Genomic DNA, 14912 nt, shown 5'->3' on the forward strand with positions numbered 1-14912 from the left:
ATGGGGGCTATGCTGGCCGTTCGTTTGCTCGTGCCAAGAGTGCTGGACGGAGTTGTTGGGAAGCTGATCTTCCAAAGCAATTTGCACGTGCAAGATTTTTGCTGCGGGGAAGGTAGCATTTCCCCGCGAGACAGGCCAGCGGCACAATGGGGCCTTGCCGACGGGAACGGACACGGAGGATGCAGTGGCAGACGAGGCGCGCCGTGAGATGAACGCCGCAGCTCCGCCCACCGCCACCGATGTCGCCAAGGTCGCGGGCGTGTCGCGCCAGACGGTCGCCAACGTGATCCAGGCCCCGCACCGGGTCCGGCCGGAAACTCGCGCGAAAGTCGAGGCGATCATCGAGCAGCTTGGGTACCGGCCCAACCGGGCAGCTCAGGCGCTCAAGTTCAGTGCGTCGCGCACGATCGGGTTCCGTATCCAGCCCATCGCCCCGGGCGCCCTCAACTCCATGTATGACCGGTTCCTGCACGCCCTGGCCGAGGCAGGCCATGAGGCAGACCGCCAGTTCCTGATCTACACCGCACCTGATGCGGCAGCTGAGATCGAGGTGACGCAGCGCCTGCACCGCAGCGGATCGGCTGACGCGTTCGTGCTCTACGACATTGCCGCCGATGACCTGCGCCCGGCCGCGCTGCTTGACCTGGGTGTGCCGTTCGTGGCGTTCGGGCGCACGGATCTCGGCGGCGAAACGTACACATGGATCGATGTGGACAACCTGGCAGGCATCGCGTCGGCTGTGGACCATCTGGTGCACCGAGGGCACCGGCGCATCGCGTTTGTCGGCTGGCCCGACGGCACCACCATAGGTGACCGGCGTGCGCGGGGCTGGCGTGACGCCGTAGCACGCCACGGTCTGCAGGCCGACTGCGCCGGGCTGGACGCCCGCTGCGACGACTCGGCCACGGCCGCCGCCGAACAGGCATTCGGGCTGCTCAGCAGGGCGCAGCCGCCGACAGCTTTCGTGGCAGCCACCGACACCCTCGCCGTCGGCGTCATGCGCGCCTGCCAGCGCTGGGGCCTGGACGTCGGCCGCGACGTGGCGATCACCGGCTTCGACGACACCCCCACCGCGGCAGCGCTGGAGCTCAGCAGCATCCGCCAGCCGATCGAAACCGTGGGCCGGGCGCTGATGTCCGCGCTGCTCGGGGAGCACGAAGGGGGCCAGCTACTGCAGCCGCAGCTGGTCATCCGGGCGTCCAGTGCCGCCCCCGCGCCCCGCTAGCTGTGACTTACCTGGACTCTTGACGTTCCGGCAACCTTCTGGAAATCTCTCCCCCACCCGATTTGCTCGTGCAAATTCGTTGGAGAGGAACGCCCGTGCATCCCAGCAAACGATCCCGCAGCCGCCTGGTTTTAGCGGCGCTGGCCGCTTTTGCGCTGGTGGGAGCCACTGTGCACAGCCAGTTCAGCCATCCCACGCCTGCCCAGGCAAACCCCACTCAGGTTGACAGTGCCGTCATTGGCTGGGAAGGCGACTGGTGGGCCGCGATGGCCCATCGCGACGGAAGCTTCGACGTGCAGGCCGCCGGCCGGGGCTTCACCGTCAGCTTCGGCATCTACAACAATCCCGCCAAGGTGCAGTGGTTCAACGCCGAAGGTTTCTATCCGGCGCTGGTCACCCAGTTCGAGCGGGACAACTCCACCGTTACGATCACCAGCTTCGGTGACAAACTCACGCTGGGCGGCAACGACTTCGTCGCCGTCTACTCCCGCGTCCGCGTGTTCAACCACGACAGCGTCCCGCACACCCTCGACCCTGCCCCATCCCCGCAACTGATCAAGCTGAACTCCGTGTCCACCACCGTCGCGGCAGGACAGACAGCCACACACGACTACGTCGTCGCCTCAGACCGGTTCGGCAACACCTACCCGTGGCCCAGCGACGCGACCCTGGCCGGTGCCGGCGGTTACGACAGCCACTACGCGCACATGAAGTCCTACTGGGACGGCCGCCTGGCCGGCATCGCCCAAATCGACCTGCCCGATAAGCGGCTGGTCAACGCGTTCAAGGCCGGGTTCATCTACACCAACATCGTCAAGGACGGCAACCGGCTCAACGTCGGCGAGAACGGCTACGACCGCATGTTCGACCACGACCTCATCGGCATGGTCGTCAGCCTGATCGAGCAGGGCGACCTGGCGGTCGCGAAAACCTATCTGCCGCTGCTGTTTCACGACCAGTACCCCGACGCGGTCTACAAGTTCGCCTGGCCCTGGGCGGCGTACCTGCAGAAGACCGGCGACACCGCCTACGTGTCAGCCAACTTCACCACCATCTCCAACATGGTCCACCAGATCCCCGGCGCGCGCACCGGCCCCGGCAATACCATGAAACGCTCCGAAGGCGTCGACAGCTGGGGAGCATGGACCGTCGACAACCAGTCCGCACTGTTCGGCCTGCTCGCCTACAAGTACATCGCCCAGGCCTTGGGCAACACCACCGAAACGACCTGGGCCACGGCCCAGTACGACAGCCTGTTCGCCGCGGTCAACACCCAGCTGCAGAAGACCATCACCGACAACAACCTCACCTACCTGCCCTGCGCGATGGACCAGCCCAACTCGGCCAACCGCTGCGGCAACGTCACCAACGACGCCAACTGGGCCTCGATGTTCCTGTTCGGGCGGTGGAACTGGAACGGCCTGCTGTTCGGTGCCGCGCAAACCGGGCCGATGGCAACCCTGGTCGACGCCACCTACGACTACGGTTTCGCCCACCTGTCTGGACTGGACCCGCACACCTACGGCGGATACCCCGGCTACAGCACCGCCTACAACGCCGGCTACGGCGAAGCAGGCCTGGCCAGCGCCAGGCACCGCACCGAAGGCATCTACGGCTACCAATTCATGGTCAGCAACACGCAAAGTGGCCCGTTCTCCTGGTGGGAAGGCATCCCCACCGCCGGCACCACCAACTGGAGCCCTGGCAACCACGCCACTTCCGGCACCGGCTCCAGCCCACACATGTGGGGGCAGACCAACGCCTCCAAAGTCCTGCTCAACTCCCTGGTCGCGGAGAAGAGCAACGGGCAGGTCATCGTCGGGCGAGGCGTTCCCAGCGAGTTCCTGCGCGGCGGCGCCACCGTGAAGGCCACCAACGTCGCCATCGCCGGCGGCAACCGCATGGGCGCCACCATCACCAGCACCGGCAGCACCATTTCCTTGACGCTATCGGGCAGCACCCCGTCCGGCGGTACGCAGTTCTCCCTGCCGGCGTTCATCGGCAACATCGCCTCGGCCACGGCGGGAACCATCGACAACACCAGCGGAACCGTGACCCTGGCCCCCGGCACCACCAGCGTCACCGTCACCCTGGCCACCGCCCCGGCCTACCGGCAGCTCGGCGGCCTCGACCTCGGTGGCTACTGCAAGTCCATCGGCCACATCGGCGGCGTCAGCCTCGACGGCACCGACGCCTACAGCTGGAAATGCGTCACCAGCAGCGGCGCCCACATCGGCATGGACATGGACGACGCCTGCGCCTGGGGATACCGCACCGTCGCCGCCGCGTTCTCCCGGTACAGCACCTTCAGCAACCCCTACAGCTGGCAGTGCTGGGCATCCTGACCCGCGCCCGCACCACCTGGTGAGGCCCCGCCCGGGGCCTCACCAGCCGACAATCCGGCAGGTACCGAAACACCGGGATCCGGTTGAGGCGGCGCTCCAGGGGCGTGAAGTCACGGCCGTTCTTGGGCAGCAGCCAGTTCGGCCCGAGTTGGAAGCTCCGGGGCGACGTCATCGGCGTTCGTCGGTTTCGTAGAGGTTCCGCTGGAAGTGCTCCTTGATGCCGATCACCGAGACGTAGGTGACTGCGGCGCAGGCGATGATGTACAGCGCCACAGACCAGGAGGCGCCCGTCGTCGCGAGGAGATTCACCATGATGAAGGGCGCGAGCCCACCCGCGAACACGCTGCCGATCTGGTAACCCAGTGACGCGGCCGACATCCTGATGTTGGCCGGGAACATCTCCGCGAAAAGCGCCGGCTGCGGCCCGAACATCGTCGCGTGAATGGTGAAGGCGACGGTCAGGGCGAGGAACATGAGGACCGGTGAACCGGTGTCGATGAGCCAGAACATCGGGAACGCGTACAGAGCCATCAGAACCGTGCCGACGAGGTACAGCTTCCGACGGCCCCGGCGGTCGCTCACCGCGCCGAACAACGGCAGCGTGATGATCTGGGTGACCCCCGCCAGCAGCACGAGCGCCAGTACGGTGCTGTGGGAGAGCCCCAGGTGCGTGACCCCGTAGTCGAGCATGCCGCTGACCAGGATGTAGTACGTCACGTTGACGACGAAGAACGAGCCAGCCGCGCGCAGGATCGACTTCCAGCTATGGCGCACCGCCTCCACCAGAGGCGTCCTGCTGATGCCCGCGGCGGCCTTCGCCGCAGCGGACTTCTGTCGCAACGCCGTGAAGACCGGAGTGTCCTCGATCTTCAGCTGGACGTAGCTTCCCACGCCGATGAGGAGGATTCCCACCAGGAAGGGGATACGCCAGCCCCACGTCTGGAACTGTGTCTCCGTCATGGCGGCCGACGCGAGCAGAAAGGCGCCAGTACCGGCCGCGACGCCGATGATTCCTCCGGTCTGGATCAGGCTTCCGTAGAAGCCTCGCTGTTTCACGGGGGCGTGCTCTGTCAGCAGCAGGGCCGCGCCACCCCACTGGGCCCCGACGCCGAGGCCCTGGAACAGCCGCAGGATGATCAGCAGAATCGGGGCGGTGATACCGATCGCGGCGTAGGTGGGCAGCAGGCCGATCAGGAACGTGGCGGCGCCCATCACGACGAGCGCCCCCACGAGCGCGCGCTTGCGGCCGTGCTTGTCGCCGTAGTGCCCGGCGATGATGCCGCCCACCGGCCGGGCCACGAAACCGACGGCGAAGGTGCCGAACGCGGCGAGCGTGCCCGCCGCGCCGGAGAACCCGGGGAAGAACTGGCGGCCGAACACGAGGGCCGCGGCGGTCGCGTAGATCGAGAAGTCATACCACTCGAGCGCGGTCGCGAAGACCGCGGCGGCCGCGGTCTTGCGCATGGCGGGTCGTGAGAGGTGCTGGGGCAGCGTTGGGGATGGTGCGGACATCTCACTCCAGTCCGAGCAGGCGGCGACCGGCCCTCGACGGATGGGCACACACGACGCCGGTAACACGATCTGAACGATCGTTCGTGCCAACGTAAAATATGTGTGACCGCCCGGCCGCGCAAGCCCCAATCCCGGCGGACTGCCGGTACGATCAGTTGTTCCGCGCACCCACCAGGGCGAGCGCGAAGTCGGCCTGCAGCTCGGCAACGGCCTCGCGGGACAGTTCGCCGTCCGGCCGGAACCAGTTGGCCACGGTCGCGCACAGCAGCAGGACGGCGCGGGTGGCGTCATGCGGTCGCGTGGTGGTGAACTCGCCCGACTCCACGCCTTCCTCGACGAGCCGGAGGAACAGCGCCTCCGTCTCGTCGCGCGCCGCGACCACGGCCTTCCGTCGTTCACCGCCGAGGTAGCGAAGCTCGCTCAGCGCGACGATCGACGCAGGTTGGGCGTCCACCACGAAGCCGACGTAGGCGCGGACCGCGGCCCGCAACCGATCGGTCGGGTTCGGCTTCGCCGCGGCGACGGTGCGGTTCGTCCTGCGGAGCAGTTCGCCGTTGGTGTCCTTCAGGACGGCGACCAGCAGGTCTTCCTTGGACGGGAAGTAGTTGTAGACGTTCGACAGGCTGGTGTCGGCGCGCTTGGCGATGTCCCGCATCGAGGCACCGTTGAACCCGTGTTCGGCGAACGCCGCGAGCGCGCCGTTCATGATGGGCTGGTGGTTGAGACCAGGGGAAGGTTGCTTGGCCGAGCGCCGTTCAGAACGTTCGTTCATAGGACTATAGGTTAGCCGCCACCCGGACTCCCCGTGCCGGCTCACCGCTCCGCTTGACCACTCGTGACGGGAGGGCCTACCGTACAAGAACGATCGTTCGTACCGGATGGAGGTCCAGTGACGCATCGGCCAGCACCCCGTCCAGGAACGCCGTACCACCTCACAGAAGAGCGACTCCAGATCCAGCAACTGGCTCGCGAGTTCGCGATGAAAGAAGTCCTTCCTGTCGCCAACGAGCTCGACCCGATAAAGGGCACCATTCCCGACGAGCTGCGGAACCGGATGGCGGACATGGGCTTCTTCGGGCTGATGATCCCGGAGGAGTACGGCGGGCTCGGGCTCGGCGTCTTCGAGTACTGCCTGGTCGCCGAGGAGTTGTCGCGGGCGTGGCTCAGCGTCGGGAGCCTGCTGGCGCGAGGGAACGGCATGGGCGGCGAGTTCACCGAGGAACAGAGGCGCGTGCTCCTCCCCCGCATGGCCGCCGGAGAGTATCTGGGCGCCTTCGCGCTGTCGGAGGCCGAGGCCGGGTCGGACGTCGCGAACCTCTCGTGCCGGGCCGAGCGGGACGGTGACGACTGGGTGGTGCACGGTACGAAGATGTGGTGCACCTACGCCGATCAGGCCGACTACATCGTCCTGTTCGCCCGTACCGCTCCTCGCGATCCCGGCAGACCGCACCACGGCATCAGCGCGTTCCTCGTGGACAAACCCCGGGGCTCCTTCCCGGCCGGCATGTCGGGAACCAAGGTGCGCAAGATCGGTTACTTCGGGTGGAGCACCTGGGACCTGTCCTTCGACGGGCTCCGCCTGCCGGCCTCGGCGATGATCGGTCAGGAGGGCCGCGGCTTCTACCTCGCGCTGAGCGGCCTGGAGGTCGGCCGGGCGCACACCGCGGCGCGCGCCATCGGCCTCGCCCGCGCGGCCCTGGAGGACGCCGTCGAGTACGCGCACACGCGACGCCAGTGCGGCGGTCCCCTCTCCCAGTTCCAGGACATCCGCTTCAAGATCGCGAAGATGGCCGCCGACATCGAGGCGGCGCGGCAGTTGCTGTACCACGTCGCGACGGAGATCGACAGCGGGCGGCGGTGCGGCAAGGAGGCCGCGATGGCCAAGTACGTCGCCAGCGAGATGGCCGAGCGGGTCACGAGCGAGGCCCTGCAGATCCACGGCGGGGCCGGCTACACCACCGATTTCGCCGTCGAACGGCACTGGCGCGACGCCAGGCTCACCAGGATTTTCGAGGGAACCTCCGAGATCCAACTCCGCGTGATCTCCGACGACATCCTGGGCGGACAGCGGTGACCCGCGCGGAAGGCACGCCGCGGACGCGACCGGCGCCGTACTTCGAGGACTTCCGGGTCGGGCAGCGCTACACCGGACCCGCGCGCACCTTCAGCCGCGGCGTGGTCGCGGCGTTCGCCGAGGTCACCGGGGACACGCATCCGCTGCACACAGACGGCATCGTGCTCGGTGCGCTCGTGTTGTCGGCGTTCTTCGGCTGGCATCATGAGCTGGGGCTGTCGACGCACGTCGAGGCGGCTTTCGACGTCCAGTGGGAGTACCGCGCCCCCGTCCACGTGGGCGACACGGTGACCTACGAGATGACGATCACGCGCTGTCGCCGGACCTCCGGCCGTACGAACGGAGTCGTCGGCCGGCACATCGTGGTGCGCGACCAGAATGGTGTGGTCGTCCAGGCCGGGACGAGCAGCATGCTGGTCACCGCCCGGATGGCGGCCGACGATCAGGACCTCCGGACCGGGCGCGCCTTCGTCACCGAGGCATGGGCGGCCGCGCTTGCCGAACGGCTCAATCAGGACCCGGACTTCCGCACCGCCACCAGCACGTGGGACGGCACCATCGGGCTGCGGTCCGGCGCCCAGGAGATCCACTTCCGGGTCTACCAGGGACGGGTGCACGACACGGGCCCGCGTACGCCGAACGGGCCGAGGTTCGTCCTCGCCGCCGACGACCTGACCTGGACCGAACTGCTGACCGGCCCGGTCAACGACTTCACCAAAAGGGCCATGAAAGACGAGTTCCGGGTGCACGGTGACGCTTACGAATACCTGCGCCTCACCAAGGCGTTGATCGCGCTGGTGGGGCAGGCCCGGGTCCTCGCGGGCGAGGAAGAGAGCATGCGATGCGCGCCGACTACCTGACCGTGGACGACACGACCTCCTTCATCCTGCAGGAGGGAGAAGGCCGGCCCGTGCTCTGCCTGCACACGGCGGGCCAGAACGGCGTCCAATGGCGCCATACGCAGTCGGAACTCGCCGCGCACGGATACCGCGTCGTCGTCCCCGACCTGCCGGGGCACGGCCGATCGGAGCCGGCCCCGAACGGACCGGTACGCGACATCGGCCGGTACGCCGTCTGGTGCGAGCGGCTCATCGACCAGCTCGGCCTGGAGAACCCCTACGTCGTCGGATGCTCGATCGGCGGCAGGATCGGCCTCGACCTCGCCGTACGCCGAGGCGATCGGCTCGCCGGCGTCGTGGCGATGGCCGCCCACGGGGCCCGGGACTCGCGGCCGCTGTTGTCGTTGCGCCGCCTCGAGCGGGAGCTCATCGACTCGGCGGCGCCGGCGCGTTCCGACCGCACCTACCACGGCACGCTGGCCGTCGTCGGCGACCGCGTGCCGGCGGCGAAGGCGGAGCTCATCGCGCGTATGCATCGCCGGGAGGACCCGGAGATCTCCAACAGCGACCTGATCGGCTGGGTCACCCACGACATCAGCCACGGACTGCCCTCCGTGGCCTGCCCTGTCCATCTCGTCGTCGGCGGCGACGATCTGTGGGTGGATCCCGCGGACGTCCAGGCGACGGCCCGGTTGATCCCCGACGCGCGCTACACGCTTCTCGACGGCATCGGCCACTATCCGATGGAAGAACTCGACGGGTTCGGCGAGACCCTCCACGGGTGGCTCAAGGACCTCGGGGATCGCCGGAGGACCGCGGCATGAACGAGACCCTGACCGATCTGCTCGCGGCGGTCGTCGCCGCGGACCCGCAGGCTCCGCTCGTGATCGACGCCGCGGACGAGCCGGTGTGGACGACCCGTGGGCAGTTGTGGCGGCGCGTCGTGTCGCTGAGCCGGGAACTGCGCGAGCACGGCGTCGGACGCGGTGCCTGCGTGGCGCTGTGGCTGCCCAACTGGTCCGACTACCTGGTGTGGCAGTTCGCGACCGCCGCGCTGGGCGCCCATGTGGTCGGCGTCAACACCCGGTACGGCCTGAGCGACGTCGTGCACATCCTCGACCACGCCCGTCCCGTGGTCCTCGCCGTCGCACACGGATTCCTGCGTCTGGACCTCGCCGGACTGCTGCGCGAGGCGATGAATGTGACGTCCGCGCCCGCGCCGTCGACCGCGGTGATCACCGGCCCGGCCGCGCCGCCGCCGGACGCGGCGACGCTGGCCGCGTACGACGTCGGCGCGGGCTCCTGGACGCCACGGACACCGGCGGCACCGGGGCAGGGGCGCGACGCCGGCCTCGACCTGACGGCCCTGCGCGGCGCGCCCGACGAGCTGGCCGTCGCGTTCACCACTTCGGGGTCGACCGGTAGGCCCAAGCTGGCCGCGCACCGTGGCAGCGCCGTCGCCCGGCACGCCCGCAACGTCGCCGCCGCCGGGGCATGGGACGCCTCGTCGGTCAGCCTGGTCTGCCTCCCTCTTTCCGGGGTCTTCGGCTACGTGCCCGCGCTGGCGGCCATCGCCGCCGGCGGAAAGGTCCTGCTTGAGCCGGCGTTCGGCGAAGACGCGGTCCTGAGCGACATGGCCCGGTTCGAGGTGAGCCACCTGGCGAGCGCCGACGACGTCGGCGGCCGGCTCATGGCTGCCTGGGAGCGGCACCCGGTCGAGCTGGGCGCGTTCCGCCTGATGCTCATCGGCGACTTCTACGGCAACTCGCGCAAGGTGTCCCAGTGGATCGAGCAGGAGATCGGCGCGACCGCGGCCGGGATCTACGGGTCGAGCGAGCTGTTCGCGCTCACCGCCCTCTGGCACGGCGGCGATGCGGAGCCGCCCCGATGGAGCGGAGGCGGACGCGTGGTCTCGCCGGACATCGAGGTCCGCGCGATCGACATCGCGACCGAGCGGCCGGTCGAGCCGGGTACCCCGGGCGAGCTGCAGTTCCGCGGCTACTGCGTGGTGGACGCCTACCTCGGTGACATCGACGGCGCGATCGCGCGGCGGTCGCGTCTGGACGACGGCTGGTTCCGGACCGGCGACCTCGGGACCGTTCGCGCGGACGGCGGGTTCGTGTACCTGTGCCGCATGGGTGACTCGCTGCGGCTCAAGGGCTTCCTGGTCGAGCCGGCCGAGATCGAGAACCGCCTCGCCGAGCATCCCGAGGTCGCCATGGCCAAGGTCGTGGGGATCACGGTCGGCGAGGAGACCAGGGCGATCGGCTTCGTGGTGCCCGTCGAGGACGCGGAGCCCGATCCCGATGATCTCGTGCGCTGGTGCGCGGTGACGCTCGCCAGGTTCAAGGTTCCGGAGACGGTGCACGTCATGCGCGAGATGCCGATGACCGCCGGCACCAATGGGATGAAGATCCGCGCCGCGGCACTTCGCGAACTGGCGCTGGAGCTCGCGGCGAAGAAACTGGAGAACCACCCGTGAAAGACATCGTGATCTGCGATCCGGTCCGGACACCCGTCGGAGTCGACGGCGGGATGTTCCGCGACCTCACCGCCGCCGACCTCGCCACCCAGGCCCTGCGCGGTCTCATGGAACGGACCGGGCTGCGCGCCGGCGACGTCGACGACGTGGTGCTGGGGTACTGCTATCCGACCAGCGAGGCCCCGGCGATCGGCCGGGTCGCGGCCCTGAACGCGGGCTTGGGCGTCGAGGTCGGCGGCGTGCAACTCGACCGCCGCTGCGGATCCGGCCTGCAGGCGGTGCTGTACGCGGCCTCGACCGTCGCGCAGGGGTGGGCCGAGGTCATCGTCGCCGGCGGCGTGGAGGCGATGAGCCAGGCGGAGTTCTACGCGCTTGGCCTCAAGCAGGGAGTCCGGGGCGATTCGGTCCAGCTCGTCAACAGGATCACACGCGGGCGCACCACGGCCGGCGGGACCGATTTCCCGGTACCCGGCGGCATGCTGGAAACCGCGGAGAATCTGCGGGAGCAGTACGGCATCTCCCGCACCGAACAGGACGAGTTCGCCCTCGACTCGCATCAGAAGGCGGTGACCGCCCGCGAGGACGGCAAGTTCGCCGACGAGATCGTGCCGGTCACCGTGCCGGCCACGCGGCGCAGCCCGCAGCAGGTCATCTCGCTCGACGAACATCCGAGGCCGGCTCTCACCATGGACGATCTGGCCCGCCTGACGCCGGTACGGCGTTCCGTCGACCCCGACGCGACCGTCACCGCCGGCAACGCCTGCGGGCAGAGCGACGGGGCGGCGTTGTCGGTGGTCACCACCGCCGCGAAGGCCGCGGAACTCGGCCTGCGCCCGTACCTGCGCATCGTCTCCTCCGCCGTCGCCGGAGTGCCGCCGCGGATCATGGGAATCGGTCCCGTACCGGCGGTGGCCACCGCGCTCGCCAGGGCGGGACTCACCCTGGCGGACATCGATCTCATCGAGATCAACGAGGCGTTCGCCGCCCAGGTCATCGCCTGCCTACGCGAGTGGCGGCTCACCGGCTCAGACCGCGAGCGGCTCAACGTCAACGGCTCCGGCATATCCCTCGGCCATCCGGCCGGCGCCACCGGCGGCCGGATTCTGGCCACGCTGGCCCACGAGATGAAAAGGCGAACAAGCCGATACGGGCTCGAAACGATGTGCATGGGCGGCGGGCAGGGGCTCGCCACGATATTCGAACGCGTCGGCCACTGAGGACAGCCGTTTCCGGCGAAAGGACATGAACATGCGATCGAAGGCGCACCGGCCGCGCCGCTCCTGCCTGGCCGTGCCGGGGTCGAACACCCGTTTCTTGGAGAAGGCGCAAGGGCTCCCCGCCGACCAGGTGTTCCTCGACCTCGAAGACGCGGTCTCCCCACTGGCGAAGGAGAGCGCCCGCAAGAACATCGTCCACGCGCTCAACACCGGGGACTGGGGCACGAAGATCCGCGCGGTGCGGGTCAACGACTGGACGACGCGCTGGACCTACCGCGATGTGATCGAGGTGGTCGAGGGCGCCGGTCAGGAACTCGACTGCGTCATGCTGCCCAAGGTCCAGAGCGCCGATCAGGTGGTGGCGCTGGACCTGCTGCTGACCCAGATCGAGACCACCATGGGGTACGAGGTCGGCCGCATCGGCATCGAGGCGCAGATCGAGAACCCCCGCGGCCTGATCAACGTCGACGCGATCGCCGCCTCGTCGCCTCGCGTCGAGACGATCATCTTCGGCCCGGCCGACTTCATGGCATCGATCAACATGAGGAGCCTGGTCGTAGGTGAGCAGCCGCCGGGGTACGACGTCGGCGACGCCTACCACTACACGCTGATGCGCATCCTGACCGCCGCCCGAGCCCACGACAAGCAGGCCATCGACGGTCCGTACGTGCAGGTGCGCGACCTCGAAGGATACAGGCGCGTAGCCGGACGATCGGCGGCGCTGGGCTTCGACGGCAAGTGGGTGCTGCACCCGGATCAGATCGAGGCGGCCAACCAGATCTTCGCACCCGCGCAGTCGGACTACGACCACGCGGAGAACATTCTGGACGCCTACGCGTACTACACCTCGGAGACGGGCGGCGCGAAGGGCGCGGTCATGCTCGGAGACGAGATGATCGACGAAGCCTCCCGGAAGATGGCGCACGTGATCGCCGGCAAGGGGCGCGCCGCCGGTATGACCCGCCAGGACGTCTGGCGTGCTCCCCTGTCCCGGCAGTCGCAGGAGAACTGACGTGAAATACGGACGCAGCTACGAAGAGTTCGAGATCGGCGCCACCTACCGGCACTGGCCCGGCAAGACCGTGACGGAGTACGACGATCACCTGTTCTGCCTCTTGACCATGAATCATCACCCGCTCCACCTCGATCGGCACTATGCCGAGACCACCACGGAGTTCGGCAGGAACGTGGTCGTCGGGAACTACGTCTACTCCCTGCTGCTCGGCATGAGCGTCGCCGACATCTCGGGCCTGGCCATCGCCAACCTGGAGATCGAGTCGCTGCGGCACGTCGCCCCCACCTTCCACGGCGACACCCTGTACGGCGAGACGAGCGTCCTGGGCAAGTGGGAGAGCAAATCCAAGGACGATCGCGGCATCGTCCACGTGGAGACCACGGGCTACAAGCAGGACGGCACCATCGTGTGCACGTTCCGCCGCAAAGTGCTGGTCGGAAAGGAGTCCCACCTCGCGAAGATCGGCGGCCGGCACGCCGGTCGCCCGGACCCTACGGCAGTTCGTTGAATCGAGGTCCCCTCCCTGCCGGCGCGTCGTTCTGACGAAACCTTGGACGAGTGTCGAATCTGTTAGTAAACTTTATTTAAAGTTTCTGGCGGGTCCGCAGGTAGAAGGAGCCTCATGAACAGACATGCGCTTCGACTGGCGGTCATCGCCCTCGCGATGACCGCCATCGGCGGCGTCGCCGCCTCCCCCGGCACCGCCGCATCGGCCGCCCAGCAGGCCGTGGCTCGCGGCCGCACCACCCTGGGTGGCGCCGACCCCAGCGTCATCAGGGTCGGCAACCTCTACGTCGCGGCCAAGTCCGTGAACGGCGGCATCGCGGTACGGACGGCGACCACTCTGGAGGGCATCGCCGCCGCGCCCCGGCACCAGGTGTGGAATGACACCGGCAACCTCGGTGAGGTGTGGGCGCCCGAGATCGTGCACCACAACGGCCGCTACCACATCTACTTCGCGGCGGGCAGCGGCGCCGCCCACCGGATGTACCACATCAGTTCCGCCACCGCCGACTCCGGCTATTCCGCCGCGACGAAGGTCGCCCTGCCCGGCGACAAGTGGGCCATCGACGGCGTGCCGTTCACCTTCAACGGCCAGCGCTGGTTCGTGTGGTCCGGCTGGGCGGGCGACAGCAACGTCGAGCAGAACCTCTACATCGCCCGGATGAGCAGCCCGACCACGACCACCGGCGGCCGTTACGTCATCTCCCAGCCGCGCGAGCCGTGGGAGCGGGTCGTCGGCAACCCGTTCATCAACGAGGCCCCCGAGCCGATCCTCGACCCGAACGGGCAGTTGCACATCGTGTACTCCGCGAACGGCAGTTGGAGCAGCAAGTACTGCATCGCCGATCTGCGACTGCGCTCCGGTGGTGACCCGACGTACGTGTGGGACTGGTACAAGAGCAACGGTTGCCTGTTCGGCTCGTACGCGGCGTACATGATGCAGGGCTGGACCCCGACGCTGCACGTGGACGGCCCCGGCCACCACACGTTCGTGCTGGAGCGCGGGGACATCGCCACCAGCCCGCCGTCCGGCAACCGGTTCCCGACCATGTACCACGCTGTTGCCAAGGGCACGCCGTACTCGTGGTCCAACCGGTACTGGTACACCGGCACGGCCGTCTGGTGGAGCAAGACCACCTACCAGCGGGCCAACGTGCCCGGCGCCAACACCGACGTCGGGTACAGCCTCAAGTTCTTCGAATGACGCACCTGGGCTTCAGGAGCATCGCGACCGGCGTGCTGGGACGACCGTGTTCGTTCACCGACGCGAGCGCCTGCCCGCCGGTCATCCTCCCTGAATATGAACGGAATGTCCGCGCGAGACGCCGGTCGATCAGCATGGTCACAGGTGGTCGCCGAGGCGTGGACTCCGACCAATGTGATGGAAATCGGTGTCGCGGTGACATCGGTTGATGGTTGCCGCCGATTTGGTGCGCGGAGTTTGCCACCAGCCCGGTGCGGCTTTTTTATGTTGTCGGCGAGTCATTCTCATGTTGACAGGGGCGGATTCCTGTTACATTTTGGCAACGCCGTTTAACCTATCGGAAACATGATCACTAAAAGCAGTCGAGTAGCGACTCGTTGCAGAATCCCGGCATCAATCGTCTTTATCGTCATCTCGTGCCGATGAATCGTTCATCTGCCGTACACCACGCGGCACTCCAGCCCGACTTGTATGCGTGTTCAGGGAATCCGCGAC

General features: G+C 68.0%; 12 protein-coding genes. 10 read left to right on the top strand and 2 right to left on the bottom strand.

Annotation, left to right across the window (positions count from 1 at the left end; all coding sequences use genetic code 11):
* The first annotated feature begins 184 nt into the window (after positions 1-184).
* Positions 185-1225, top strand: coding sequence for a LacI family DNA-binding transcriptional regulator (locus KIP79_RS08605; RefSeq protein WP_214104161.1), 1041 nt, complete (start codon positions 185-187; stop codon positions 1223-1225).
* 266 nt (positions 1226-1491) lie between these two features.
* Positions 1492-3570 (top strand): hypothetical protein, encoded by a 2079-nt coding sequence (locus tag KIP79_RS08610; RefSeq protein WP_214104162.1) that lies wholly within the window; start codon positions 1492-1494, stop codon positions 3568-3570.
* 168 nt (positions 3571-3738) lie between these two features.
* Here KIP79_RS08610 and KIP79_RS08615 read toward each other — a convergent pair whose 3' ends face one another.
* Both KIP79_RS08615 and KIP79_RS08620 read right to left on the bottom strand, forming a co-directional pair.
* A complete protein-coding gene (locus KIP79_RS08615) occupies positions 3739-5034 on the bottom strand; it encodes an MFS transporter (RefSeq protein ID WP_214104163.1) in 1296 nt (431 codons plus the stop codon).
* 199 nt (positions 5035-5233) lie between these two features.
* Positions 5234-5854 (bottom strand): TetR/AcrR family transcriptional regulator, encoded by a 621-nt coding sequence (locus KIP79_RS08620; RefSeq protein ID WP_214104164.1) that lies wholly within the window; start codon positions 5852-5854, stop codon positions 5234-5236.
* A gap of 117 nt (positions 5855-5971) precedes the next feature.
* On the opposite strand from KIP79_RS08620, the gene KIP79_RS49290 reads away from it, so the two are divergent.
* From KIP79_RS49290 to KIP79_RS08660, 8 genes are all read left to right on the top strand, one after another.
* Positions 5972-7156, top strand: a complete 1185-nt coding sequence (locus KIP79_RS49290) for an acyl-CoA dehydrogenase family protein (protein ID WP_214104165.1) — start codon at positions 5972-5974, stop codon at positions 7154-7156.
* Positions 7153-8016 (top strand): hotdog family protein, encoded by an 864-nt coding sequence (locus KIP79_RS08630; protein WP_214104166.1) that lies wholly within the window; start codon positions 7153-7155, stop codon positions 8014-8016. The genes KIP79_RS49290 and KIP79_RS08630 overlap by 4 nt, the downstream gene beginning before the upstream one ends.
* Complete coding sequence (locus KIP79_RS08635; RefSeq protein ID WP_214104167.1) at positions 7998-8819, top strand: alpha/beta fold hydrolase; 822 nt, start codon at positions 7998-8000, stop codon at positions 8817-8819. The genes KIP79_RS08630 and KIP79_RS08635 overlap by 19 nt, the downstream gene beginning before the upstream one ends.
* On the top strand, positions 8816-10477 hold the full coding sequence (locus KIP79_RS08640; protein ID WP_214104168.1) for an AMP-binding protein: 1662 nt from the start codon (positions 8816-8818) through the stop codon (positions 10475-10477). Before KIP79_RS08635 ends, KIP79_RS08640 begins: the two co-directional genes overlap by 4 nt.
* Positions 10474-11694: an acetyl-CoA C-acetyltransferase gene (locus KIP79_RS08645; RefSeq protein WP_214104169.1), complete on the top strand. Its 1221-nt coding sequence runs from the start codon at positions 10474-10476 to the stop codon at positions 11692-11694. Before KIP79_RS08640 ends, KIP79_RS08645 begins: the two co-directional genes overlap by 4 nt.
* A 25-nt stretch (positions 11695-11719) precedes the next feature.
* Positions 11720-12706 (top strand): HpcH/HpaI aldolase/citrate lyase family protein, encoded by a 987-nt coding sequence (locus tag KIP79_RS08650; RefSeq protein ID WP_372453538.1) that lies wholly within the window; start codon positions 11720-11722, stop codon positions 12704-12706.
* Position 12707: 1 nt separating this feature from the next.
* Entirely contained in the window at positions 12708-13217 is a 510-nt protein-coding gene (locus KIP79_RS08655; RefSeq protein WP_214104170.1) for a MaoC family dehydratase, read from the top strand.
* A gap of 114 nt (positions 13218-13331) precedes the next feature.
* The gene (locus KIP79_RS08660) at positions 13332-14417 is read left to right on the top strand and encodes a glycoside hydrolase family 43 protein (RefSeq protein ID WP_214104171.1); all 1086 of its coding nucleotides are present in this window, start codon (positions 13332-13334) and stop codon (positions 14415-14417) included.
* Positions 14418-14912: the final 495 nt, after the last annotated feature.

Source organism: Acrocarpospora catenulata, from assembly GCF_018476525.1.
GTDB lineage: Bacteria > Actinomycetota > Actinomycetes > Streptosporangiales > Streptosporangiaceae > Acrocarpospora > Acrocarpospora catenulata.

Excerpts from the sequence above, each read along its gene's own strand:
- KIP79_RS08610 (WP_214104162.1), top strand. The coding sequence starts at position 1,492 with ATGGCCCATCGCGACGGAAGCTTCGACGTGCAGGCCGCCGGCCGGGGC.
- KIP79_RS08615 (WP_214104163.1), bottom strand. The coding sequence starts at position 5,034 with ATGCGCAAGACCGCGGCCGCCGCGGTCTTCGCGACCGCGCTCGAGTGG.
- KIP79_RS08620 (WP_214104164.1), bottom strand. The coding sequence starts at position 5,854 with ATGAACGAACGTTCTGAACGGCGCTCGGCCAAGCAACCTTCCCCTGGT.
- KIP79_RS08635 (WP_214104167.1), top strand. The coding sequence starts at position 7,998 with ATGCGCGCCGACTACCTGACCGTGGACGACACGACCTCCTTCATCCTG.
- KIP79_RS08640 (WP_214104168.1), top strand. The coding sequence starts at position 8,816 with ATGAACGAGACCCTGACCGATCTGCTCGCGGCGGTCGTCGCCGCGGAC.
- KIP79_RS08650 (WP_372453538.1), top strand. The coding sequence starts at position 11,720 with ATGAACATGCGATCGAAGGCGCACCGGCCGCGCCGCTCCTGCCTGGCC.
- KIP79_RS08660 (WP_214104171.1), top strand. The coding sequence starts at position 13,332 with ATGAACAGACATGCGCTTCGACTGGCGGTCATCGCCCTCGCGATGACC.